The organism is Microbulbifer zhoushanensis (assembly GCF_021729055.1).
Taxonomy (GTDB): domain Bacteria; phylum Pseudomonadota; class Gammaproteobacteria; order Pseudomonadales; family Cellvibrionaceae; genus Microbulbifer; species Microbulbifer zhoushanensis.
The window spans coordinates 1-22,994 of record NZ_JAJSAO010000001.1; the positions used below are offsets into that span (position 1 = coordinate 1).

The 22,994-nt window shown below is 60.5% G+C and carries 25 protein-coding genes and 1 pseudogene; 19 read left to right on the forward strand and 7 right to left on the reverse strand.

Annotated features, from left to right (window positions below):
- The first annotated feature begins 171 nt into the window (after window positions 1-171).
- The 4 genes from LVD10_RS00005 (at window position 172) to LVD10_RS17995 (ending at window position 3,501) form a co-directional block, all read left to right on the forward strand.
- Complete coding sequence (locus LVD10_RS00005; RefSeq protein ID WP_237061228.1) at window positions 172-864, forward strand: TolB-like translocation protein; 693 nt, start codon at window positions 172-174, stop codon at window positions 862-864.
- 172 nt (window positions 865-1,036) lie between these two features.
- Window positions 1,037-1,576, forward strand: coding sequence for a GNAT family N-acetyltransferase (locus LVD10_RS00010; protein ID WP_237061229.1), 540 nt, complete (start codon window positions 1,037-1,039; stop codon window positions 1,574-1,576).
- A gap of 51 nt (window positions 1,577-1,627) precedes the next feature.
- Entirely contained in the window at window positions 1,628-2,725 is a 1,098-nt protein-coding gene (locus tag LVD10_RS00015; protein ID WP_232941998.1) for a histone deacetylase family protein, read from the forward strand.
- Window positions 2,726-3,318: 593 nt separating this feature from the next.
- Window positions 3,319-3,501 carry a GDCCVxC domain-containing (seleno)protein gene (locus LVD10_RS17995; RefSeq protein WP_500793342.1) on the forward strand — a complete coding sequence of 61 codons (183 nt, stop codon included), beginning with the start codon at window positions 3,319-3,321 and terminating at the stop codon, window positions 3,499-3,501.
- 70 nt (window positions 3,502-3,571) lie between these two features.
- On the opposite strand, the gene LVD10_RS00020 is transcribed toward LVD10_RS17995, so the two are convergent.
- Complete coding sequence (locus LVD10_RS00020; RefSeq protein ID WP_237061230.1) at window positions 3,572-3,988, reverse strand: carnitine 3-dehydrogenase; 417 nt, start codon at window positions 3,986-3,988, stop codon at window positions 3,572-3,574.
- Window positions 3,989-4,220: 232 nt separating this feature from the next.
- On the opposite strand from LVD10_RS00020, the gene LVD10_RS00025 reads away from it, so the two are divergent.
- From LVD10_RS00025 to LVD10_RS00065, 9 genes and pseudogenes are all read left to right on the forward strand, one after another.
- Window positions 4,221-4,775 (forward strand): class I SAM-dependent methyltransferase, encoded by a 555-nt coding sequence (locus tag LVD10_RS00025; protein WP_237061231.1) that lies wholly within the window; start codon window positions 4,221-4,223, stop codon window positions 4,773-4,775.
- Window positions 4,776-5,043: 268 nt separating this feature from the next.
- Entirely contained in the window at window positions 5,044-5,487 is a 444-nt protein-coding gene (locus LVD10_RS00030) for a DUF6841 family protein (protein ID WP_237061232.1), read from the forward strand.
- Between the two features lie 206 nt (window positions 5,488-5,693).
- Complete coding sequence (locus LVD10_RS00035; protein WP_237061233.1) at window positions 5,694-6,044, forward strand: VOC family protein; 351 nt, start codon at window positions 5,694-5,696, stop codon at window positions 6,042-6,044.
- Window positions 6,045-6,089: 45 nt separating this feature from the next.
- The gene (locus tag LVD10_RS00040; protein ID WP_237061234.1) at window positions 6,090-7,337 is read left to right on the forward strand and encodes an RNA polymerase sigma factor; all 1,248 of its coding nucleotides are present in this window, start codon (window positions 6,090-6,092) and stop codon (window positions 7,335-7,337) included.
- An 83-nt stretch (window positions 7,338-7,420) separates the two neighbouring features.
- The gene (locus LVD10_RS00045; RefSeq protein WP_232942010.1) at window positions 7,421-7,801 is read left to right on the forward strand and encodes a DUF1428 domain-containing protein; all 381 of its coding nucleotides are present in this window, start codon (window positions 7,421-7,423) and stop codon (window positions 7,799-7,801) included.
- Window positions 7,791-8,582, forward strand: coding sequence for a VOC family protein (locus LVD10_RS00050; protein ID WP_237061235.1), 792 nt, complete (start codon window positions 7,791-7,793; stop codon window positions 8,580-8,582). The genes LVD10_RS00045 and LVD10_RS00050 overlap by 11 nt, the downstream gene beginning before the upstream one ends.
- A gap of 23 nt (window positions 8,583-8,605) precedes the next feature.
- Window positions 8,606-9,090, forward strand: a pseudogene (locus tag LVD10_RS00055) (VOC family protein).
- A gap of 87 nt (window positions 9,091-9,177) precedes the next feature.
- Complete coding sequence (locus tag LVD10_RS00060; RefSeq protein ID WP_232942014.1) at window positions 9,178-9,558, forward strand: YciI family protein; 381 nt, start codon at window positions 9,178-9,180, stop codon at window positions 9,556-9,558.
- A 100-nt stretch (window positions 9,559-9,658) separates the two neighbouring features.
- Window positions 9,659-10,054 carry a VOC family protein gene (locus LVD10_RS00065; RefSeq protein ID WP_237061236.1) on the forward strand — a complete coding sequence of 132 codons (396 nt, stop codon included), beginning with the start codon at window positions 9,659-9,661 and terminating at the stop codon, window positions 10,052-10,054.
- Window positions 10,055-10,118: 64 nt separating this feature from the next.
- Here LVD10_RS00065 and LVD10_RS00070 read toward each other — a convergent pair whose 3' ends face one another.
- From LVD10_RS00070 to LVD10_RS00090, 5 genes are all read right to left on the reverse strand, one after another.
- Entirely contained in the window at window positions 10,119-13,277 is a 3,159-nt protein-coding gene (locus LVD10_RS00070; protein ID WP_237061242.1) for an efflux RND transporter permease subunit, read from the reverse strand.
- 3 nt (window positions 13,278-13,280) lie between these two features.
- Window positions 13,281-14,390 carry an efflux RND transporter periplasmic adaptor subunit gene (locus tag LVD10_RS00075; RefSeq protein WP_237061244.1) on the reverse strand — a complete coding sequence of 370 codons (1,110 nt, stop codon included), beginning with the start codon at window positions 14,388-14,390 and terminating at the stop codon, window positions 13,281-13,283.
- A gap of 129 nt (window positions 14,391-14,519) precedes the next feature.
- Window positions 14,520-15,224, reverse strand: coding sequence for an NAD-dependent epimerase/dehydratase family protein (locus LVD10_RS00080; protein ID WP_232942022.1), 705 nt, complete (start codon window positions 15,222-15,224; stop codon window positions 14,520-14,522).
- A 66-nt stretch (window positions 15,225-15,290) separates the two neighbouring features.
- Entirely contained in the window at window positions 15,291-16,172 is an 882-nt protein-coding gene (locus tag LVD10_RS00085; protein ID WP_232942024.1) for a DMT family transporter, read from the reverse strand.
- Between the two features lie 109 nt (window positions 16,173-16,281).
- On the reverse strand, window positions 16,282-16,677 hold the full coding sequence (locus LVD10_RS00090) for a DUF1622 domain-containing protein (protein WP_232942026.1): 396 nt from the start codon (window positions 16,675-16,677) through the stop codon (window positions 16,282-16,284).
- Between the two features lie 180 nt (window positions 16,678-16,857).
- Between LVD10_RS00090 and LVD10_RS00095 the strand changes: the two genes are divergently transcribed.
- On the forward strand, window positions 16,858-17,631 hold the full coding sequence (locus LVD10_RS00095; protein ID WP_232942028.1) for a L,D-transpeptidase family protein: 774 nt from the start codon (window positions 16,858-16,860) through the stop codon (window positions 17,629-17,631).
- Here LVD10_RS00095 and LVD10_RS00100 read toward each other — a convergent pair.
- Window positions 17,624-18,874, reverse strand: a complete 1,251-nt coding sequence (locus tag LVD10_RS00100; protein ID WP_232942030.1) for an NADH:flavin oxidoreductase/NADH oxidase family protein — start codon at window positions 18,872-18,874, stop codon at window positions 17,624-17,626. The genes LVD10_RS00095 and LVD10_RS00100 overlap by 8 nt on opposite strands.
- Window positions 18,875-19,012: 138 nt before the next feature.
- Between LVD10_RS00100 and LVD10_RS00105 the strand changes: the two genes are divergently transcribed.
- The 5 genes from LVD10_RS00105 (at window position 19,013) to LVD10_RS00125 (ending at window position 22,988) form a co-directional block, all read left to right on the forward strand.
- Entirely contained in the window at window positions 19,013-19,657 is a 645-nt protein-coding gene (locus LVD10_RS00105; protein ID WP_237061247.1) for a TetR/AcrR family transcriptional regulator, read from the forward strand.
- Window positions 19,658-19,872: 215 nt separating this feature from the next.
- Window positions 19,873-21,285 carry a M14 family metallopeptidase gene (locus LVD10_RS00110; protein WP_237061248.1) on the forward strand — a complete coding sequence of 471 codons (1,413 nt, stop codon included), beginning with the start codon at window positions 19,873-19,875 and terminating at the stop codon, window positions 21,283-21,285.
- Between the two features lie 78 nt (window positions 21,286-21,363).
- Window positions 21,364-21,924, forward strand: a complete 561-nt coding sequence (locus LVD10_RS00115) for an HNH endonuclease family protein (protein WP_237061253.1) — start codon at window positions 21,364-21,366, stop codon at window positions 21,922-21,924.
- Window positions 21,925-22,130: 206 nt separating this feature from the next.
- Window positions 22,131-22,427: a hypothetical protein gene (locus LVD10_RS00120; RefSeq protein ID WP_232942038.1), complete on the forward strand. Its 297-nt coding sequence runs from the start codon at window positions 22,131-22,133 to the stop codon at window positions 22,425-22,427.
- A gap of 237 nt (window positions 22,428-22,664) precedes the next feature.
- Entirely contained in the window at window positions 22,665-22,988 is a 324-nt protein-coding gene (locus LVD10_RS00125) for a helix-turn-helix domain-containing protein (protein ID WP_232942040.1), read from the forward strand.
- The last annotated feature ends 6 nt before the right edge of the window (window positions 22,989-22,994 follow it).

Here is a 22,994-nt window from a genome sequence, read left to right on the forward strand (position 1 = left end):
CTTCTTACCCATGGTACACCTCCGTGTTAGGCCGAAACCTAACTATACAGGGTGTCTACTAATCGTGGGTAAGTCTTGGGGCAAACGCCACCTGGTTTAACCGCCAGGCCTTTTGCCCCCGGCATTCTGAATACAGAGGAATGGGGGGACGCTGGTGGTTTCTCCCTTGATATGAACGAGTTTTTTGTTACCAGATGGAAACACTCTCGTGACGCAAGAGAACCAGAATCTGTTATTTTTAAAAAGGTGGGCGATCAGTGGCGTAAGATGGCTGTGCCGGCTGGAGCTCGTAAACCCTTTCACGCCCCAGGCGGGAATGTCCTGTACTATGGTGGCAAATATAAGGAGCGCACAGCTGACGGCTGGTCAGAAATGAAAAGCCTTGGCCCTGCTTTTGAAGAAATACGCATTATGGGCCTTTCAGCTTCCCGCAAAGGCACTTTAGTTTTCGACGAGGTTGGTACAGACGGAGACGGTGTTATTCGCTATTCACGGTTACTGGACGGTAAACGCGAAGAGCCGAAGCCGTTCGGTAAAGAGATTAACACCGGAACATGGAATGCCCATCCGTTCATCGCGCCAGACGAATCCTATATTATGTGGGATGGTGAAAGAGAGAGCGGGTATGGCAAATCTGACCTCTATATCAGTTTCCGGCAGAAAGATGGCTCGTGGGGTGAGGCGATTAACCTGGGGGACAAGGTAAACACAGATGCTGAAGAAGGGGGCCCACAGGTCACACCTGACGGAAAATACCTCTTCTTCAATAGAATGGTGACGCCAGCAACCGACGATACGGATTCCCAATCGGACCTGTACTGGATCGATGCGCAGATTATCGACGACCTCATGCCAACGCAGTAAACCTCCTGGTTCACACTTGAATTCTCCCGGGCCGGCGTCCACAGTGGGGCGGCAGCAGCTTTGCTGCTCCCCGCTGGCGCGTGTCAGGTTAACTGAGGCGCAGAAATACTCATTTGATATTGGGTCACTTGGGGCTGGTGATAACGGCAGGTCTAACTACAGGACGTTTCGGATGGTGATTGAGAAGGATATTTCTAGAGTATTCGGCATTCGTCAGGCCGAAGGGAAAGATGTGCCGGTCCTTATCCAGTTTCTCGCCAATCTGGCGCTCCACGTTAATGGTGGGCCTCCGCAGAACCTGAAGCAGGAGGAGCAGGACAGGCTCGCCGAAAGCCTGCGCACTGGCCTTGCCGATCCTGATTGCTTACTGCTCGTTGCGGAAACATCTGGCGCCAAATTGGTGGGCATGGGCTATCTTTCGATCGTGCGCAATCATGGTATCTGGGAGGGGGCCGGGAACCTGGAACTGACCGTGGGGGTTATCGATGATGTCTGGGTGGAACCGGATTTTCGGAATATGGGTGTTTTCAGTGCCCTTATGGGTGAGTTAGTGGCTTTTGCCGACGCCCAGGGAGTCAGGGAGCTGATGCTGGAGTATTCCACCTCTAACCGCGAGGCCGAAGCGGCGTGGGGAGGGCTGGGGTTTAAGCCGACCGGTGTTCGTGCCGCGGCCCCCACTGAGACAGTCCGGCAGGCCTTATCGAGGCGGTAGTGAGGTGAGGGGGTAAGAGAGCAACCAGAAATTCAAGGGCAGGGCGGCAGAATGACAGGAGAGCGCAGCGTAAATGTTTTTTTCGACGAAATCATGCTGGGGCATAACCCTGAGGTGGACCTGCCCTTCATGCCCAGCCGGGTGGAAAAACGTGTAAGGACGGTGCTCGAGCAGCTCGAGTCCAAGTGGAGCTATCCCGAGCATCCTGGGCGGCTAATCGCGGTCAGGGATTACCTCGAGCAGAACCCGGTTCCCGGCGTCACGTTCACGTCTGGCCCCTGTGCCACCCATGAACAGCTGGGACGGGTGCATACCAGCTCTTACCTGGACCATATTTTTTCAATGGCGGGCAAGCGGGCATGGCTGGACAGGGACACCACCGCGGTCTCTCCTGCGAGTGTCACGGCGGCTACTGCCGCGGCCGGCAATGCCATTGCGGCAGTGGAAAGCGTGGTAAATGGGGATGCACAGAGCGCATTCGCCCTGGTGCGCCCTCCCGGGCATCACGCCGAGCCAGTACGTGCCCGGGGCTTCTGTCTCCTGAACAACGTCGCCGTGGCTGCTGCTCACGCCCAGGCCAAGCTGGGCTGTGAACGCATCCTGATTGTTGACTGGGATGCCCACCACGGCAATGGAACCCAGGACATTTTCTGGGCCGATCCGGACGTGCTGTTCTTCGATACCCATTGTGCTGCGCCCTTTTACCCGGGGTCCGGGCACCTCGATGAGGTGGGTGCGGGTCTCGGGGAGGGGTTTACCATCAATGTACCGCTTCCCGAGACTGCCGGTGACCTCGCTTTCGAGAAGGCGTTTCGGGAAATCCTGGTTCCGGCTGCGGAGTATTTCCAGCCAGACCTGGTCCTGGTATCGGCGGGCTTCGACCCTCACCGTAATGATATGGCACTCAACCTCACCTATGACGGGTTCAAGGTAATTACTGGCATCGTGCAGCAGATTGCCGACCAGCACTGCGATGGAAAGCTGGTCCTGGTCCTGGAAGGGGGGTACAACCTGACGTCTCTCGCCCGTGGGGTCCATGCGGTTCTGGAGGTGCTGGCCGGGGGCGAGATACCGCAGTTGACGGAGGCCGGTATCCGCGAGGTTTCCGAGGCCATAGCCTTTCACCAGGCGGCGTTTATTGAGGAGTAGTGTGTCGCCAGCCGGCTTTCGAACACGATACGCAGCAGATTTGGGGCAGGGTTTTGATGCCTATCGAGCCCTTAAGCCAACTTTGCGCCCCAGCGGCGGCAACCACTGATGCTACCCGGTTTTTGACCGGCCAGGGGAGCGGCTCCCGGGCGCGAGTAGTCTCACAACCGGCTCGGTAGCCGGTGAGTTTGGTACCCATAGTGCGGGTACTGGATGCAAGGTTTTCGAATCTTTGCAGGGCGCGGGAAGCGTTAATGCGGAAATTCCTGATCATTTTTGCTTGGACGTCGATCATCGGCAGTCTTGGCGATGGAGTTATTGCTCTCTACTGAGATTGCATATCGAGTTTTTCTGCTGGGTTAAACAGGTGGCCTACTACGTCTTTCCTGAAACATTTGTGGCGTGGTTGTTTAGCCTTCCAGCGTTAATCTATTGCCCGCTTCGTGTTATCTTAAACTGCCTTGTTGGTTGGTGGGCGCTCTCCACGGCGAGAAAAATTTCACCTCTATCTCAGGGGCACGCCGAACGAGTCCCTGCCTGATGACTGGATGCCAGGAGGATCAATGCCAGGCGTAATCAGAGAAAGTATCATTATGTGTCCTGAGTGTGGCCACGAGAAAAAAGAGATTATGCCCACGGACTCATGCCAGTTTTTCTACGAATGTGAGTCTTGCCATAAGGTGTTCAGGCCAAAACCCGGCGACTGCTGTGTTTTCTGCTCATATGGCACAGTAAAGTGTCCGCCAGTTCAGCAGGGCAGCGGTTGTTGCGGATAGGTGTTTTTGGGCAGCCCTAATGGGGCGCGAGCCTGCCAGGTTGACCGCGGGTATCGCTGCATGGCTGGCTCTAATCCCTTAATGCCGGCCCATGCCAACGGCTGCCAGCCGTTGCTTTCCAGCTGGTGGCGCGAGCGATGCTCCGCCAGCACCCTGCCGGCCCCATCTCAAACTTGCTGAGCGCTTCCATGATCCGCACCAGGCAGTTGTCCCGCAGGGCTTCCAGTTCGCGAATGGACTGCTCGCAGGCCTGGGCCTGGGTGCCTTCCACCATGCGATCGATCAGGATGTCGTTCAGTTCCGGAGCCTCAAGCTTGGTCCAGGGCAGTTTCAGTGCCGGGCCAAACTGTTCCAGCATATGGGGCATGCCGGTCTCGTCGCCAGCCACCAGCCACCAGCCACCAGCCACCAGCCACCAGCCACCAGCCACGGCCGGGACTGAGCCGAACGCTCCAACGACGAGGGCGTCGGCATGATGGCGGCTCACAGCTATGCCTGCCGGGGGGCGATGGCCGGCAATAGGCCTGTAATATGCAGGCCAGGGTGTCTCCTGTTGACGAGCCGGTGAACCGGCGATCTGTTGACAGAGCGCGGTAAATAGCAGACCGGAATAGGGTAAGCTATGGGCGCAGTTAATGGGGAGATAGCCAGTTTCGGCGAGAAACCCGGCGCTTCCCAAATGATAAGCCACTCTGGAGGTCACATTTTTGGGTGAAAAGGTGAAATCTGACGATCGCTGGCTCGAAAAATGGTATCCAACTATTCAGGGGAAAGCAGTGCTGGAGCTTGGCTGTGGCAAGGGCCGGGATACCAGCAAGCTTGCCAGGGTTGCCGGCGAGCTTGTTGCTGCTGATATTTCCCCTGCACTAGGCCTTGGTGATCTTGCCCGGGTATTGCAGCTGGATCACTCCAGGAGGCTGCCATTTCCAGGCTGCACTTTTGATGTAGTAATAGCCAGCCTGACCCTTCATTACTTCGACTGGAAAACCACCGGGAAAGTGTTCAGCGAGATAGCAAGGGTGTTGGGGGATGGCGGGAACCTGATCTGTCGTCTCAACTCAAATAGAGATATTCACCATGGTGCTGTCGGGCACCCCGAGCTGGAGCCGGGCTTATACTCCGTCAATGGGCAGCTGAAGAGATTTTTTACAAAGTCAGACATTGAGGCGCTGATGGTAGAACCATGGAGACTGTTAGAACTCCACCACAGGAAGATTGACCGGTATGAAAAGGCCAAGCTCGCTTGGGAGTTCTGTGCGGAAAAATCCTGGTAAGCACTGACATTTGATCCTGTCGGCCAGGCTTCCTGGTCATGCAGGTTGACGGGCTTTGCTGGCTTACAAAAGCCTCCATGCCCCCGGAGGTGCCAGTGCCCTCCTGAATGACCGGGTTTATCTATCCAGGCCGGGACCGGAGAGGAATGCTTTATCATGCGGCTGGACTCTCCGTGCTCCCCAGGGAAATTATCATGGGTGCTGAGATTGCTTTTCCCCGGGTTTAAGTGCTGTCAACGTTGTATTCTGCAAGGGAACAATAACATTCATGAAAAAGGTTTTCTGTGGCTTCCTTATTCTGTGTTTTAACCTGAGTGCCAGTGCTGATGATATTCAAGGGTTTGTCGGGAGGTACCTCAAGGACTTTTCCCTGGAGCAGGACCTGAGCCAGTATTTTGTGGAGCAACCGCAGTTCATCTTCGGTAGTCACCTGCTGGTTCCCGAGTCATCCGACAAGGCTGGCGAGTTTATGCTTGGCATTCGCTCAAAACTCAAGAACTCTGAATATAGGGAGTCGTCGATAATCAGCTCCAGGGCAAAGGCGAATATAGATAACTATTCCCTGGTCACCTTCCATTTGCAGCGGTACAAAGCAGATGGTGAGGTGTTGGATGAGGTATGTAGCACCTACGGCATTTTGCAGGGTGAGACTGGATACAGGATCACGAGCTGGCAACCGAGTGAGGCCCGGGGTGATGGTGGTTGCAATTAATATTTGGCAGTGTTTAATCTGCTGACAGCTGGCGTCAATTGCCGGCGGTATCTGCGGCTTTTCTGCTTTTCGGTGGGGCGGGCAGTTATAAAGTCAAATAAATTTGATGTTCTTGGTGTGGGGAGTAGTGGGAACTCCTGGATTAGCGGGTCAATAGATGACCGGCGCCCGAGTTTCAGCTCGCCACAGCAGCAAGTGTCTTGAATATGAAAGTCATGCGTATCGTGTCCAATACTGGCACGGCGGACCTGGACAAGGCTGCGGCTTTTTGTGGGGGAATTTTGGGGCTGGAAATGCTGATGGACCATGGCTGGTTCCAGACCTACGGCTCCGGTGAATCAATGACGGTCCAGGTGAGCTTAGGGGCCCAGGGTGGCTCAGGTACTGCAGTGCCTGACCTGTTCATGGAAGTCGATGACCTGGAGGCTGCCCTGGCAAGATTTGAAGGGGCGAGGGGACCTCTTGAGTACGGCCCTGTCAGTGAGCCGTGGGGTGTACGAAGATTCTATGTTCGCGACCCTTTCGGCAAGCTCATTAACATCCTCCAGCACGAATGAACGGTTCAGGGTTCCCTGAACCGGACCACCGGGACATTTATTACGATGGCAGATGACATCCTGCAACGCCAGATCAAGGACGTATATGAAGCCGAGGCCAGCCGGGTGCTGGCGACCCTGATCCGGCTTTTAAATGGGGATTTTGACCTGGCGGAGGAGGCCCTGCACGACGCCTTCGTTGCCGCGCTCAGGCAATGGCCGCGGGAGGGTGTGCCTGCGAACCCCCGCGCCTGGCTGGTCAGCACCGGGCGATTCAAGGCGATTGATCGCTTCCGCAGCCGTTCCCGCTTCGATGCCAGTATCCCGAAATTACTTGCCGGGTATGAGGCCGGTGGAGATCCGGCCGAGGCGGAGCTGGAAGGGATCGGCGACGACCAGCTGCGGTTGATCTTTACCTGCTGCCACCCCGGCCTGTCCCGGGAGGCCCGGTTAGCCCTGACATTGCGCGAAGTGTGCGGGCTCACAACGGAAGCGATTGCCGCGGCATTCCTGCTGCCTACCGCCACACTGGCCCAGCGGATAGTGCGTGCCAAGGCCAAGATACGCGATGCCGCTATTCCCTATGAAGTACCGGAGCGGGCCGAGTTGCCCGAGCGGCTGAATTCTGTCCTGCAGGTTATTTACCTGGTGTTCAATGAAGGCTATTCCGCATCGATGGGAGAGCTGGTCACCAGTGGTGAATTATGCAGGGAGGCGATACGCCTGGCCCGCCTGTTGTACCAGTTGCTTCCGGAGGGTGAAGTAGCCGGCCTGCTGGCGCTGATGCTCCTGCACGATGCCCGCCGTGGCGCGCGTACTAATGCCCGGGGTGAGCTTGTGCCCCTGGAAGAGCAGGATCGACGGGATTGGGACAGGGCGCAGATCCGGCAGGGCTGTGACCTGGCTGTCAGCGCGCTGCGCTCCGCCAACGCCGGTCCCTATGCCATGCAGGCGGCGATAGCTGCAGTACACGCCGAGGCGGACCGCCCCGAGGATACCGACTGGCCGCAATTAGTAGGACTGTACGATGTGCTGATGGGGCTGGCGCCCTCGCCGGTGGTTGCACTGAACCGGGCTGTGGCGGTGGCAATGCGCGACGGGCCGGCTGCGGGACTGGCCCTGATTGATGGCCTGTTGGCCACGGGTGAGTTACGTACTTATCACCTGGCTTATGCAGCCAGGGCCGACCTCTTTTCCCGCCTAGGGCAGTTTCCGGCTGCCCGGCAGGCCTATGAGGAGGCCCTGGCGCTGGCACATCAGGGGCCGGAGCGACGATTCCTGGCGCGCAAACTTGCCGATATCCCGGTTTCTTAATTTTTTTCACCCTCCTGTCGAATCGCGTCCTGCCTGGACGACTAATAGATGGAACATCATGAGTCGTACAACAGGAGCAAACCATGAATTATATCGATGCCTTTGTGATCCCGGTTCCCACAGCTAATAAAAAGGCCTTCATCGAACATGCGGAACGCGCCGACCCAGTATTTATGGATCTGGGTGCTACCCGGGTGGTGGAGTGCTGGGCCGATGACGTGCCCGAGGGCAAACACACCGATTTTCAGCGTTCTGTGGCGCTCAAAGCGGATGAAAGCCTGGTCTATGGCTGGGTCGAGTGGCCGGACAAGGCGGTACGCGATGCGGCCATGGCCAAAATGATGGACGACCCGCGTATGAACCCCGAATCCAACCCGATGCCCTTCGACGGTAAGCGCATGATTTTTGGTGGTTTTGTCCCGGTGGTTAACCTGGTCAGCGAGGTGGCTGAAGATGCCGAATAAGACAGGGGATTTTGTCTGGTACGAGTTGATTACCGATGATATTGACGCCTCCCAGGCTTTCTATAGCCAGCTGCTGGGCTGGGAAGTCGCAGAGAAGGGTGGATCGGATCCGGCCTATCGAATCATGCAGGCGCCAGAAGCCGGAACCGGCGCGAGCCATGGAATTGGCGGCCTGTTGCAACTGACCCCGGAAATGTCCAGCGGCGGTGCCAGTCCCTCCTGGCTGGGCTACATTGCCGTGGACGACGTGGAATCCTGCGCTGTGAAAGCAAACGCCGCGGGCGGCCGCACCCTGATGCCTCCCCGGGACATCCCCGAAGCCGGCCGTGTTGCCATGCTGGCAGACCCCCAGGGGGTACCTTTCTATGTAATCCGCCCCAGTGGCGAGGGGGATAGCCTGGCCTTTGCCGCGGATAAGCCGCGACCCGGGCACTGCGCCTGGAACGAGCTGGTCACCCACGATGCCGGTGCCGCAAAAACCTTTTACGGGCAATTGTTTGGCTGGCAGAAAGACGGTGAACTGGATATGGGCGCACTGGGGCCCTATGAGTTCCTTCGCCATGGCGGCCTGATCGGTGCTATCGCCCGGACAAGCGAGGTTGCGCCCCGGCCAATGTGGCAGTTCTATTTCCGCGTTAAAGACATCGACCGTGCAGTGGAGCAAATTGCCGAACTGGGTGGCCAGCTGCAGCAGGGGCCCGATGAAATCCCCGGGGGCGAGTACGCCCTCAACGGCACTGATCCCCAGGGGGCGACATTTTCCCTGGTGGGCTCGCGCTAACGTTATTCCCGAGGGCGGAAACGATGGAACCGGATGAACAGGGATACAAGGGAAAAGTCGTTACCTGCCTGTGGTTTGATGGTGTGGCAGAACCGGCAGTGGAACTGTATACCTCGCTGATTCCCGGTTCCGCGATTACTTCGGGGTTTTTCCCCGAGCCAGGGGCGGCACCGCTGCTGGTGGAGTTTCACCTGGCCGGCGTCCCCTACCAGGGCCAGAATGGCGGCCCCGGTTCCCGCATAGTGAGGCCGCTTGTATCGTTGTTTTGACGGAAGGCCAGGCAGAAACCGATCGCCTGTGGCACGGCCTGTTGGCCGACGGTGGCAGGGCAAGCCAGTGCGGGTGGCTGAAAGACTGTTACGGTATGTCCTGGCAGATTGTTCCCCGTTGCCTGCCGGAGCTGTTGTCCGCACCGGATCGCGATGCTGCCGGGAGGGCGATGACGGCCATGATGGATATGAAAAAACTGGATATTGCAGGCCTGCAAGGCGCATTTGATAAGGCATAGGAAAGCCTGTCGAGAGTAGTGGGAAGTGGTGCAGGGTGTGTAACTGTGTACTGGAGTCCCCGGAGACAAAAAAACTGTGGAGAGACCATGAAATATCTTTGCCTGGTGTATTACAACGAAGCGATCATGCAGCAGATGTCCCAGCAGGAATGGGATGGCCTGAACCGGGAGTGTATCGCCTGTGTGGAGGACATGCAGGAAGGAGGACATTTCCTCGATGGTGCGCCACTGCAAACCACCGACACGGCAACTACGGTGCGCGTTCGTGATGGCAAGACGTTGACCACCGACGGGCCTTTCGCTGAAACCAAGGAGCAGTTGGCGGGTTTCTATATGTTGGAAGCCAGGGATCTCAATGAGGCCCTGCGCCTGGCCCAGAAGATTCCGCCAGCGCGCTACGGCAGTGTCGAGGTGCGTCCGGTGCGGGAGTTGATGGTGGAGGGCAATATATTAAGTGAGAACGCCTGAGTACCCGCTACCCCGGTATGGCCGAGCGACTGGACATTATCCTATTGGAGTGGAGGTGCCGCTCCTTCAATCAAAAGCTGGATAACCAGGAGTGGAAACAATGATTTTTATCAATCTTCCCGTCAAGGACCTGCAAGCCTCCATGACCTTCTATAAGTCCCTGGGCTTTGGCAATAATCCGCAGTTCACCGACGATACCGCAGCCTGCATGGTCTGGAGCGATACCATCAACGTGATGCTGCTCACTCACGACAAGTGGCGCACTTTTACCGACCGGCCCATTCCACCGTCCACCACCAGCGAAGTCATGCTGGCCATTGCCTGCGGAAGTCGGTCACAGGTAGATGAGATGAATGACGCCGCAGCCGCGAATGGGGGCACTGCGGATATCAGGCCGACCCAGGACATGGGTTTTATGTACAACCGCAGTCTCGCCGATCCGGACGGCCACATATGGGAACCCCTGTGGATGGATGCGGCGGCAATGCCTGCATAGCAGTAGCCAGGCATCGGCGGGCAGGGCAGGAGGGTTTCCCCGGGGTGTCCTTTTCCCTGTCTGGTCAGCTTCCCGCGTTATCGGCTTGCGGCACAGGGTCCCGGCGCCAGTTCAGCACGATGACGGTCAGCGCCGGCAACATGGTCAGTGTCACCAGCGTGGCCCCGATGATTCCACCCATCACGATCACACCCACGCCCCGGTACAGCTCGGTGCCTGCGCCGGGCAGGAACACCAGTGGTGCGAGTCCACAGATGGTGGTGATGCTGGAGATGGCGATGGGGCGCAGGCGCGAGCTGACGGCTTCCTCCACCGCTGCCACGGCGGCCATGCCTTCTTCCCGTACATTGTCGATGGCGCGGTGCACAATCAGGATGGGGTTGTTGACCACCGTGCCCATGAGAATCAGGAAGCCCAGCATGGAGATCATGTCGAAGGGTTGGTGGAAGCCCTCGAATCCCATCCCGCGCAGGGTGGCGCCCGCCAGGTTGAGCAGTGCGAGGCCGGCGATACCGCCGGCAATGCCCAGCGGGATGGTGGTCATGATCAGCAGCGGGTAACCCCAATGTGAGAAAATGGCCACCATCAGCAGGTAGACGATCAGCAGGGCAACGATGTAATTGCCCCCCAGGGCCGCGCGGGTGGCATCCAGCTGGTCGGCGGCGCCGGAAATGTTCAGGCTCACGCCCGCCGGCACCTGGCCGGTATCCTTCAGGTGTTGCACCAGTTGGGTTTTCACCTGCTCCACGCCTGTTTCCAGTGCCACGGAGCGTGGTGGGATGATATTCAGGGTAACCGTGCGGCGCCCGTCCACGCGGCGCACGGTGGCGGTATCCACGGTCTCCTGAACCCGGGCCAGCTCCGATAATGGCAGTACCTGGCCCACCGGGGTGTACACGAACAGCTGCTCCAGCGTATCGACGGTGGCCGCCGGGCCCTCGCGGTTGTACAGGTACATATCGATCTTGTCGTCATCGAGGAAAAACTCGTTGACGAAGGCCCCGTCGGTGAGCGCCGCCACGGTGAAGCCGATATCCCCGGCGCTCATACCCACTTCGGCAGCCCGGTCCCAGCGCGGGTGGACCTGCAGCAACGGCTGGGACAGCGACAGGCTGGACGGGCGCGTCTGGATACTGGGGTTGTCGAAGATCTCCTCGGCACGGTCGTAGGCGGCACGGGCCACCTGGTAGAGGTCGGCCAGGTTGGGCCCGGAGATATCCAGGTTCACGCTGCGGGTGCCGCCGTCGTTGCTGCTGATAATGGAGCCCCGCGCGGCAAAGGCACGCATGCCGGGATAGCTCTCGTACTTATTAACGATGGCCTGCATCAGCTCATCGATCTGCCGCGGGTCGATGGTCTCGGAAATAATTCGCAGGCTCTGGGGGGAGACACGCAGGTTGAGGTATTTCATTGCCGGCACCTCAGCCTCACCGCGTTCAAAGGCTTTCGGGTCCCCACCCACGAAAGGCAGGAAGTATGCCTCGATCTCGCTGGCGATGGCCTCCATGGTGTCCAGGTTATAACCCGGCGGGGCGTTCATGGTGGCGAAAGTCTTGGCTTCCTCCCCCTCGGGCAGGTATTCCGCCGGTGGGGTCAGGAACAGGATAATTGCCAGGCTGGCCGCCACGGTGATGCCGATACAGTAGAGCCGCCGGGCCGGGGTGGCGATCAGCCCGCTGATCCGGTCCAGTACGCCGGTACGCAGCCGGCTGTGGGCGATGTCCTCACCGGTGGAACCGTCGAACTTCAATCGTGCGCTGGCGGTTGGAATCACCGTGATAGCCACCAGCATGGATACCAGGATGGAGGCGGAAACGGCGATGGCAATATCTGAATAGAGTTGGCCCGCCTCCTCGACGATAAACACCACGGGCAGGAACACCATTACCGTAGTCAGGGTGGAAGCCAGCACCGCCGGCCAGACTTTCTGCACCCCGGCGATAGCCGCCTGCAGGCGGTCCAGGCCCCGGCGGCGCTCCAGCTCGATGCTCTCCAGTACCACGATGCTGTTGTCCAGCGTCATGCCGATCGAGAAAGCCACGCCGGCAAGGGAAATCACGTTAATGGTACGCCCGGCCACCAGCAGGCCGATAAAGGCGGCGATAGTACAGATGGGAATACCCGAGACCCCCAGCGCGGTCGCCCGGATCGAGCGCAGGAACAGGTACATGATGGCGGTGGCGAGGAGGGCGCCGATTAACAGGTTCTTCCACACATTGAACACCGATGCCTGCACATAGACCACATCATCCGCGGTGCGCTCGAGGATCATGCCGGCGGGCTTGAGGATCTCGCTGTTGATGTCCTCAACCTCCTTCATCATGGCACGCTTGATCGCAATCACGTTGGAGCCGCTCTCGCGTCGCACGGCCAGGGTGATCACCGGGCGGCCGTCCACATAGGAGTTGCTGCGGATCTTGAAGTGGTCGAGGCGCACCTCTGCCACATCCCCAAGGCGCACTATGCCGTCGCCATCCCGCCGCAGGATCAGGTTTCGCAGTTCATCCAGGCTGTCAAAGCGGCCCAGCGTGCGCAGCAGGTAGCGGCGCTTGCCGCTTTCCACCTCGCCGCCGGAGATATCCCGGTTGCGCTGGCCAATGGCCTGGCGCACGTCATCGAGGGTCAGGTTGCGCTGGGTCAGGCGCTCGGGGAACAGGCGGATCTGGACCTGCCGCTCTGCGCCACCCCAGACGTCGACCTGTGCCACGCCGGGCACGCCTGACATGCGCGGGCGCACATTGTCCTCGATGTAATCCCGCATCATGTCCATATCCAGCTTGCGGGGGTTTCCCGGCAGCGGCGAGACGCGGAAGTACATGAAAGAGTTGGAGGAGAACGAGGTGGCGTATACCTGTGGCTCGTCCACGTTCTCGGGGTAGGACGGTACCTGGGTGAGGGCGTTGTTGACCCGGATCAGGGTCTCGGTGATATCCACCCCGAAGGGAAACTCCAGCTCGATTTCCGCCGAGCCCAGGTCGGCGGTGGACTGCAGCTCCTGCAGGTAGGGGATATTGCGCAGGTACTCTTCCTGCTCGATCAGAATTTCCTTTTCAATATCCTGCGGGGTGGTGCCGGCCCAGCGGGTCTGGATGGTGACCGTGCGCACCTCCAGGTCGGGAATCATCTGCACGGGCACGCGCAGTGCCGCGACCACACCAAGGATGGTGACGATCAGCACGCTGACCGTAACCAGGATGCCGTTGCGGATGATTCCCTCGAACATGGCCTAGTCGTCCCCGGTCGCCTGCCGGACCATTACCTCCTGGCCCTCCTGCAGGCTCTCGTTGCCACGGGTTATCACCACCTGGCCGGCTTGCAGGCCGGTGCGAACCTCGATCAGGCCATCGAAACCCAGTCCGGTCTTGACCTGCTGCTCGGCTACCTTTGCCGGCTTGTTCCAGCCGCTGAAGTTCTTCGCGACCCAGACGGTAATGCGACCGTCGGGGTAGCGCGTCAGGGCGTCCCGCGGAATCGCCACTCCCTTGCGCTCGGTGCCCAGTTGTAGTTCGGCAGAGACCGACATCCCCGGGATCAGTGCCGGCTTGTTCTTGTCGACGATTTCGGTGCGCAACACGAAAGTGCGCGCGCCGGTGCGGCTGAGGGGAACCTTGTTCAGTACCCTGGCGCGGTAAGTACGGTCATCGCCCGTGTCGAAGTTGAGGCGCAGGGGTGTTTCCTCGCGGATGCGGGCATAGAGGCGTTGCGGAATTTCCAGGTCGGCGTAGAGGTGATCGGTGGATACCACTTCGAACAGCTCGGCACCAGGCTCCACCCATTCCCCCTTTTCCGCCAGCTTGCGGGAGACGATACCGGTAAACGGGGCATTGACCTGGTGCCGGCGCAGCAGGGCGCCCTGGCGTTGTGCCTCGATCTCTGCCGCGCGCAGTTCAGCCCGGGCCACCTGTACCTGGGACGTCAGACTGTCCACCTCACTTTCGGCAATGTAGTTGTCTCCCACCAGCCGCCGGGCCTCATCCAGCCGGCGGCTCGCATCGGACAGGAGTTCACGCCGGCGTTCCACATCGGCGAGGGCGGCGTCGCGGGCAATGATGTTCAGTTCCGGGTCGAGCTCCAGCAGGGGCTCGCCGGACTGGATACGGTCGCCCACGTCGGAATGCACTTCACTGACCAGGCCGGCCACCTCGGTTGAGAGGAGTGCCAGCCGTGGCGGCGTCAGGGTACCGTTCACTGGGACTGATTCGACAATCGGGCGGGAGCGGGCGGTCACGGCCTCCACGGTAATCCGCGCGGTTTCCTGGGCCTGTGCCACCAGGGTCGCGGCAATACCTGCCAGTACCGGCAGCAACTGGAACCTCTTTGCGCAATGGTGGCGCATAAACAGACTTACTCACCCTTTGTCGCTGTTATCGGGGCGGCCCCGGGCATCAAAAGTGTGGCGCGGGTAAGCCGTCCGCGTGGCGGACAGACCCTATAGGATAGTCTACTGGTAATGGCGCCGGCTGGATCAGCGGGCCCGGTCGCGGGCAGCGGCGGGGGCTGCAGCAGGAGATGGAAATACCTCGTCCAGGGTGAAAGTTTCAACGCCATTCCCGCTCGACAGGGCCACTTCCTGCATTCGCGCGGCCACCTGCGTGCCGCGGATCGGACGATAGCGTTGCAGCCCGGGCAGGCGACACAGGGTCGGCAGGATCATTGCCGCCAGTCGCTCGCCCACACGCAGGTGATCGCGCTCGCCGATAAGCAGTGACGGCTGGAAGATGCTGATGCGGGGAAAGCCGAGCTGCCGCACGCGCAGTTCCAGTTCGCCTTTCATCTGCAGGTAGCCGCTGCGGCTCTCCGCATTGGCGCCGCTGGAGGATACCAGCAGGTAGTGGTGAACGCCGTTCGCCGCTGCCAGCTCTGCAGCCTGTAACTGGTAGTCCAGGTCTACCCGGCGCTGCGCCTTGAGGGAGCCGGCCTGCCTGCGGGTGGTGCCCAGGCAGGAGAACAGCATATCCCCCTGGAATAATTCCGGGTGGGCCGCCAGTTGCTCAAAGTCCACCACGCGGTTGTCGACCTTGCCGGCCGGATGCGGTGCGGGGCGCCGGGTAATGGTAATGACGGTGCCGATGGATTCACTGCGGGCAAGGCAGTCGACCAGCGCACTGCCAACCAGTCCGGTAGCGCCGATTACGATGGCTGTTTTCATTGGGGCTCGCGAATAGTTCATTGGTTTTCCCTGCAATCTACCACGCGCTTCCCGGCGATCGTCAATGAGCCCCCGGGTTGTTGTGACTCAGTCTGTTGCCGAAGCATCGTTCCTGTTGTTGCGAGCCACAATCACCAGCGCAATGCCCCCGAGTATTGCAACTGAGGACAGCACCATACGCAGGTCCACCGACTCGTGGAGAAACAACACACCGCCGATCGCGGTGATCACGGGCACGCTCAATTGTACCGTGGCGGCAGTGGTGGATTTGAGGGCGGGCAGGGCGGCATACCAGATGACGTAGCCGATACCCGAGGCCACGGCACCGGAGAGTATTGCGTAGATCACCCCCGCAAGGTCGAACGAAACCTGTTGTCGCAGGAGCAGGCTGAGGGCCAGGGTTACCGGGGCGGCGAGGATAAAGTTGCCGGCGGTGACACGGGTCGGGTCCTCCTGGCCAATACCGCGCAGCGAATAGACTCCCCAGGCTACACCGGCGCCGAGCATCAGCGAGGACGCGAGTGGCGGCGGGGCGGTGGCGCCAGGCAGGAGCAGGACAACAAGCCCGGCGATGGCGATAAAAGTACCGACAAGCTGCAGCGGCCCCAGTCGCTCCCCGGCCCACAGCCCGTGGCCGATCATGGTGACCTGTACAGCACCGAACAGCAGCAGCGCGCCGGTGGCTGCATTCATATTCACGTAGGCAAAGGAGAAACCGGCCGCATAAGCGAAGAGTGCAACGGCCGAAATCCAGTTGCCGTGCTGCCAGTGCTTCCTGTCACCGTTTTCGATAACCGGTTTGTGTAGTGATACCAACCACAGGATCACCGCCCCGGAGAGCAGGCGCAGGGAGGTAAAGCTGGCCGGGTCGATACTGGTTTCCTTGAGGGCAAGGCGGCACAGGATCGAGTTGCCGGCGAAGGCGATCATTGCCAGGGTGGTCAGCAGCAGGATGCGCAGTGAGGGCATAAATACTGTTCCGGCGGCCGGGCGGTCCTGGCCTGGTGCCATCAGGTGTGGGTGGGACCGCGATTGTTGGTTCCGCCGGGGGCGTTTCCGACGCTGGCGCGCAATTGTATCAGTTGTCGCGACCAGCGGTGGAGGTGGGTGCAGGGGCATCGTGGGTGCCCGCCGGGTGGGTCCATGGCATCTTGCCCTCGATCTCCATCTCCAGGGTAAAGCTCAGGAAAGCCCGCATCAGGATAATCAGGGCCAGGATACCGACGTTTTCCAGGGATTCGGAAACAATCACCGTGCGGATGATGTCACCGGCGATCAGGAACTCCAGCCCAAGGATGATCGCCCGCCCCAGCTGTTGGCGGAAATTACGGAAGGACTCTGCCCCGGGCAGGTGGCGGTATGTGGTGAGGAACTTGCCGGTGGAGAAGCAGCAGCCCACCAGGATTACCAGCACACCGAAAATCTCGATGGCCAGCCCGGTGATTTCGATTGCCTGCAGAAATTGCGTTCGCATCCTGTCGCCCGATTACTTCCCTGTGCTGGATAACCTCGCACGGTCCGTTTCAATGTAGGTAGTAGCGCAGGTATTCTCAAATTTGCCCCGAATCGGCTTGCCCCGGGCAGGGGGTACTTTTTCGATCCCCGCCCCGGAGTTAAGCTCTGGCGTGAAAAGCAATGTAAGGAGCCGATTGCAATGCGACTTTTCCAGTTGGTGGTGGCGACCGTGGGCCTGCTGGCCTCATGCCAGGGATTGGCCCAGATTCCCGAGACCTCGTCCCAGTTGCTGCTCACCATTACCGAAGACTGGGATGCGGATACGGGCGTGATGTACCAGTTCGAGCGGGCAAAAGGCGGCTGGGAAGGTGTGGCGGAGCCCGTGCCGGTCAATATCGGTCGCACCGGCCTGGCCTGGGGAATCGGCCTGCACCCACAGCAGCAGGGCCCGCAGAAGCGGGAAGGGGATGGCAAGGCGCCGGCGGGTATCTTCCGGCTGGGCGACGCTTTCGGCTACGCGCCTACGGTGGAAACCGGCCTGGCATACTGGCCCATGAAAGAGACACATTTCTGCGTGGATGTCCCGGAATCCCCCCTCTACAACCGCACAGTGGATACGGAAGAGGTGGGGCGCGCCGCTGTTGAAGGCTCCAGCGAGGGGATGCGCCGGGATATCCACTACGGCGACCAGCAGTACAAGAAAGGGATATTTGTCGCCCACAACCCTGAGAACCAGCCTGGCGCCGGCAGTTGTATCTTTATCCACCTCTGGAAGGCGCCGGGGGCGCCAACAGCAGGTTGCACCGCCTTTGCCGAACCGCAGATGGACCGCGTGCTGGCACGCCTGCAGCGAGGTGCAAGGCCACTGTATGTGGCGTTGCCCCGTGCCGAATACCTGCGCCTGCGGGACTCCTGGTCACTGCCAGCCCTGCCGGTTGGCGATGGGGACAGTGAGGGTAACAGCCTCAGGTAGCCTGTGGCCCCGGGTTCTTGCGCAGCCAGCGCCGGTAGCGCCAGGCGTGCAGCTGGGTGCTGAGGAAATCCCGTACCAGGTTCAGCAAAATATTGAGTTTCGGGTCAGGGCGCTGGTTGCTGGCGATGCGGCGGATATGGGTGCGCGCCGAGGCCATCACGCCCAGGCTGCTCATGGCCTGGGTGCGCAGGCGCCTTGTGGGATAGTGGATCTCATCCAGGTCGCCTTCCAGCATGCGCCGGGGCAACTCCGGCTCCAGGCAGAATGGCTTGGCCATACCGATCACATCCACCGCGCCGAACTTCAGGGCCGCATCCATGCCCCGCCGGGAGCGGAAGCCACCGGTTACCATCAGGGGCATGGGAGCGATAGCCCGGGCCTTTTCGGCAAAGTCGAGGAAGAATGCCTCCCGCTGGGCGGTGCGCTTGCCGGGGGTGGCGTCCTTGCCGCCCATCATCGCCGGGGACTCGTAGTTGCCGCCGGAGATTTCCAGCAGGTCGACCCGGAACTCCGCCAGGCGCTCGATTACGCGCAAGGCATCCTCTTCCGTAAAGCCGCCGCGCTGGAAGTCGGCAGAATTGAGTTTTACTGACAGCGCCTTGCCGCGCGGCAATACGGCGCGTACCGCGGCCAATACTTCAAACAGGAAACGGGCACGGTTTTCCGCTGAACCGCCCCAGCGGTCCTCGCGGCGATTGGTCAGGGGAGAGAGGAACTGGCTGATCAGGTAGCCGTGTGCGGCATGCACCTGTACGCCGTCGAAACCGGCCTCCACCGCCAGGGCGGTGGTGCGGGCAAAGCGTCGGATCTGCTCGCGAATCTCGTCATCGGTCAGTGGGCGGGGGGTATTGAACAGGCCGCGGCCGCCGGGTACCTCAAGGCCCACGGCGGAAGGTGCTACCGGGCGTTCACTCAGGTATTTGGGTATCTGTCGGCCGGGGTGGTTGATCTGCATCAGGAACAGGTTGCCGCCCTGGCGCCCGGCACTGGCCCAGGCGCGGAATTGCTGCAGGCGGGACTCATCCTCGAGGAACACGGCGCCCGGGTCGGTCATGGCACGTCGGTCCACCATTACGTTGCCGGTGATCAGCAGCCCGGGGTTCCCGGCGCTCCAGCGATGGTACAGGTTGATATGTGCGCTGGTGGGGGCGCCGAGGTGGCCCAGCTCTTCCTCCATGGCGGACTTGGCAAACCGGTTGGGCAATAACAGGCCGTTGGGCAGTGTAATGGGGGTGGCCAGCATCGGTACCTCCTGATGATAAATACCAGTGGGTCGGAATCTTAAGAGGGCGTTGGGTTGGCGTCAATAAATACCAACCGGTCGGTATTTATTTGGAGGCCGGCTGTGTTCCATTTATGATGCCCCGCAGGGTAATAGACCATGAGGATTGCAGATATGTCCGCCAGCGGTACAGACAGTTCCCGGGCCCGCGGTGGCTGGAAGAAGCTGCCCGAGCAGGAGCGACGCCGGGCAATCCTCGCTGCGGCCCGTGAATGCTTCAACAGCCGTGGCTTCGGCAGTACGTCGGTGCAGGATATAGCCAGCGCGGCAGGCCTGACCAAGGGCGGCATCTATTTTCATTTCGAATCCAAGCAGGCCATTCGCACCGCATTGCTGGAGGAGTTCACAGCGCCCGAGCGATTTGCCCTGGAGGAGGCGGCGGTCCTGGCGCTGCCGCCACGGGAGCGCCTGCTGGAACAACTGCGGCGCCTGCAGGCCGGCCTCAGCGCGGCCAGCGCGGGGTCGATTGTAACCCTGGCGGAATCGGTGACCCGTGACCATTGTGGTGGGGAGCAGGTAAGGGAATTCTTCAACGCTGCGGTAGGCGCGCTGCGGCGGACACTGGCCAGTGGGGTGGAAAGTGGTGCCTTCCGCTCGCAACTGGATACGCTGGTGGCGGCGAAACTGTCCCTGGCGGCAGTGGATGGCCTGGCGTTGCACCGCGAGTTTGATGCGGCTGGTATCCGCACCTGCCGTGGGACCGACAGCCAGCTGGCGTTGCTGGTGGATGGCTTTATGGATTGAGGCCTGTTACCCCGCTATTCCTGTACGCGAGTGTTAGGTGGTTAACATCACCAAAAAAATTTGATTGCAAAACCCGGGCAGGCTGTGGAATATTTTATTTGCTGAAATTATTCCGCGGCGAATGATAAAACCGATAACAACCGGGTACTGCCATGCCGATTTCCTTTCCCAGTGCCATTGATGCACTTCTATTACGCCCTGTGTCCGCAATCGCAATGCCCGCGCTGAAAACGGTAGCGGCGGCTGTGCTGATTGCCGCCGGCCCGGTGGCGATGGCCGCGGCTTCGCCGGAAACCTATGAACAGTATCGCCAGCCGGGCCTCGACAAGCCCGTCATTCGCCAGGCGGACATTCTGCCGCTGGTGGACCGCTTGCGGGAATCGGAACTGGTGGATGTAAAGGAAATCGGTCGCTCCTATGAAGGCCGGCCCATCTTCCGCCTGCAGGTGGGTTCCGGTCCCATACGGGTGATGATGTGGTCACAGATGCACGGCGACGAGCCTACCGCCACCCCGGCAATTTTTGACCTGGTGAATTTTATAACCGCGCCGGAACAGGCGAAGTGGCGGGCCGGGTGGATGGACGAAATCACCCTGGTGATGGTGCCCATGCTGAATCCCGATGGCGCCGAGCGGAACAGCCGCCACAACGCCCAGAGCTTCGACGTGAACCGCGATGCCAAGGCCCTGCAGTCGCCGGAGGGCCGGGTCCTGATGGGGTTGGCAAAGGAGTTCGACCCGCATTTCGGCTTTAACCTGCACGACCAGGACCGCCATTACGGCGTCGGCGATACCGGCAAGATGGCCACTATCTCGGTGCTGGCGCCGGCGTACAACCGGGCGCGCGAAGTCAATGACAGTCGCGCCGGAGCCATGAAACTGATCGGCGTGCTGACCGCGGCGATCGAGCCTTTCATCGGGGGCCATATTGCCCGTTACGACGATACCTATGCCTACCGTGCATTTGGCGACACATTCTCTGAAATGGGCATCAGTACCATCCTGATCGAGTCCGGTGCCCACCCTGCGGACCCCAACCGGCAGGTGGCACGGCGGATGAATTTCGAGATGCTGGTGAGCGCTATCGACAGTATTGCCACGGGCAGCTATCGGGATACCCCACTGGCCCGCTACGAGGCAATTCCCTTTAACGAGGACGACGCCATCGTCGATATCAAGATCACCGGGCTGAGGGCAGGTGAGGGCGACACCGGGTATGTCACCGACCTGGCCATCAACCAGCGGACCGGTGGTGCCCAGGTGGTGGATGCCGGCGACCTGTCGAACCTGGCCGGGGCGCAGACCCTGGATGCAAGCCAGTGGCAATACCAGCCGCCGCGTCCCTTCCAGCTGGATGGCGACCCAATCCTGATGCTGGACGACAGCCGCTACCGCGAGCTGCTGGAGGATGGCTACGGCTACTTTGTTGGCGACCCGGCGCGGCTTCGGGTGGACACCGAATTGCCGGTGGCCATCAACCCCCGCAACCCGCAGCGGCAACGGCCACTGCGTCGTCGCGATGCCACCTTCCTGTTGCGCGATGAGGCGGGTGTGCGGGTGGCAGTAATCAACGGCGAGGTGATTGAGCTGCACCAACAGCCTTCCGCAACAGGACAGAAAGCCCGCTGAGGCCTGGCAGGTGGAGCCGCGCTGCCCGCCTGCCATCTCCCCGACAACCAGACCCTGAAAACGATTGGTAGGAGTAGTATGAGTAGTCGATCGTTACGTCCCCTGTGGGCATGCCTCCCGTTTATCCTTTGTACTGTTGCCAGCGCGGCGGATTACCATCGCGCCGAGTGGCTGCCACGCTGGTCAGACAGTGACCGCGACTGCCAGGACACCCGCCATGAACTCCTGCTGCGCTACTCCCTGGCGCCGGTGACCTTTACCCGCGCCGACCAATGCCGGGTCAAGACCGGCCTGTGGCTGGATCCCTATACCGGCAACTTCTTCACCCTGGCCTCGGACCTGGATGTGGAGCATATCGTGCCGCTCAAGTGGGCCCACGATCATGGTGGCGCCGGCTGGGATAGGGCCCGCAAGCGCCAGTTTGCCGAGGACCCGGAGAACCTGTGGTTGGTGGATGACGGGCGCAACCAGAGCAAGGGGCACCGGGGGCCGGACCAGTGGATGCCGCCCTACGGGCCCGTGTCGCAGGTCTATGTGGAGCGCTTTATGGCGATCGTCCGCAAGTACGATCTCCAGCCCACCGGGGAGGAGGCGCGCCGCTTTACCGCCCTGGCCGCGGGGCGTCGCGGCGGCAGCTGACTTCGCCGGGGACTGGCCGGACCAGTAGGGAGCCTTCCCCGGAGTGCCTGCGGGGGCAGGACACCTGGACGGAAAAGGCGCCAGAAGCTGCTAGACTCAGGGGGACCCTGGATAAATCCGTCGTATTTCCCCGGAGCTTCCGTAGGCCCCGGAGATGATGGACTGCAGGGGCTCCCCGGATTGCTCCCGAACAGGAGGCTGGCGCTATGTGGCAGTGGGTGTTGGCGACAGGGCTGATGTTGCCGGTGGCGTACGATACACAGATTACGATTGGCCCGGAGCAGGGTGCCTCTGGCAGCCCCTACCTCAGCTTCTGCCAGGAGCGCTTTTACGAGGAGGATGACGGCCTGCTGCGCTGTAACTGGGCGGTCAACTTCAATTTTGCCTGCTTCGTCTCCTATCCCTCCAACAAGGTGATCCAGGCGGGCTCCAAGATCCGCGAGCCGGAAGTGGTCGGCGAGTGCGATAATGGCGAGACCATCATCAAGCTGATGCACTACTGAGGCGTTAAGCCCTGCGACCGTCTCACAAATTGTCATCCAATTGCGACAACCCTGCGTAGATATACCTCGAGCTGGTAGTTGCCGGGTCCTGCCGGGGTGAGCCTGCAAGTGCGGCTGTAGCCATCTACCAGCAATTCCGACTGAATGTGCGAAAAGCAAAACAGGGTGAAAGTGTCGCAAAGATCCGGCATCAGCCCTGTAACCGCGTGAAACTGGAAGGAAACTGGTTAATTTACAATGAGCACTTTTGATCAAGGGCAATCTCTGGCGCAACTCGGCGAACATTTCCGGCGCTTGCGGCTCGCGCGGAATATCCCCCAGGAAACCCTGGCAGCGGAGTCCGGGCTGGGGCTGAGTACCGTGAAGCGGCTGGAAAATGGCCGCGGCTGTAACCTATCTGCAATGTTGCAGTTGCTGGCGGCGCTGGGCTACGCCGACCGCCTGGAGCAGTTTTTTGCGCAGCTGGCGGTGGAAGCGGCACGGGAGAGCGACGATAGCATGGGTGATCGGCGCCGGGCCTCTGCGCCGCGTAAGGCCACCGAGGAGTCGACGGTGGATTGAGCCGGG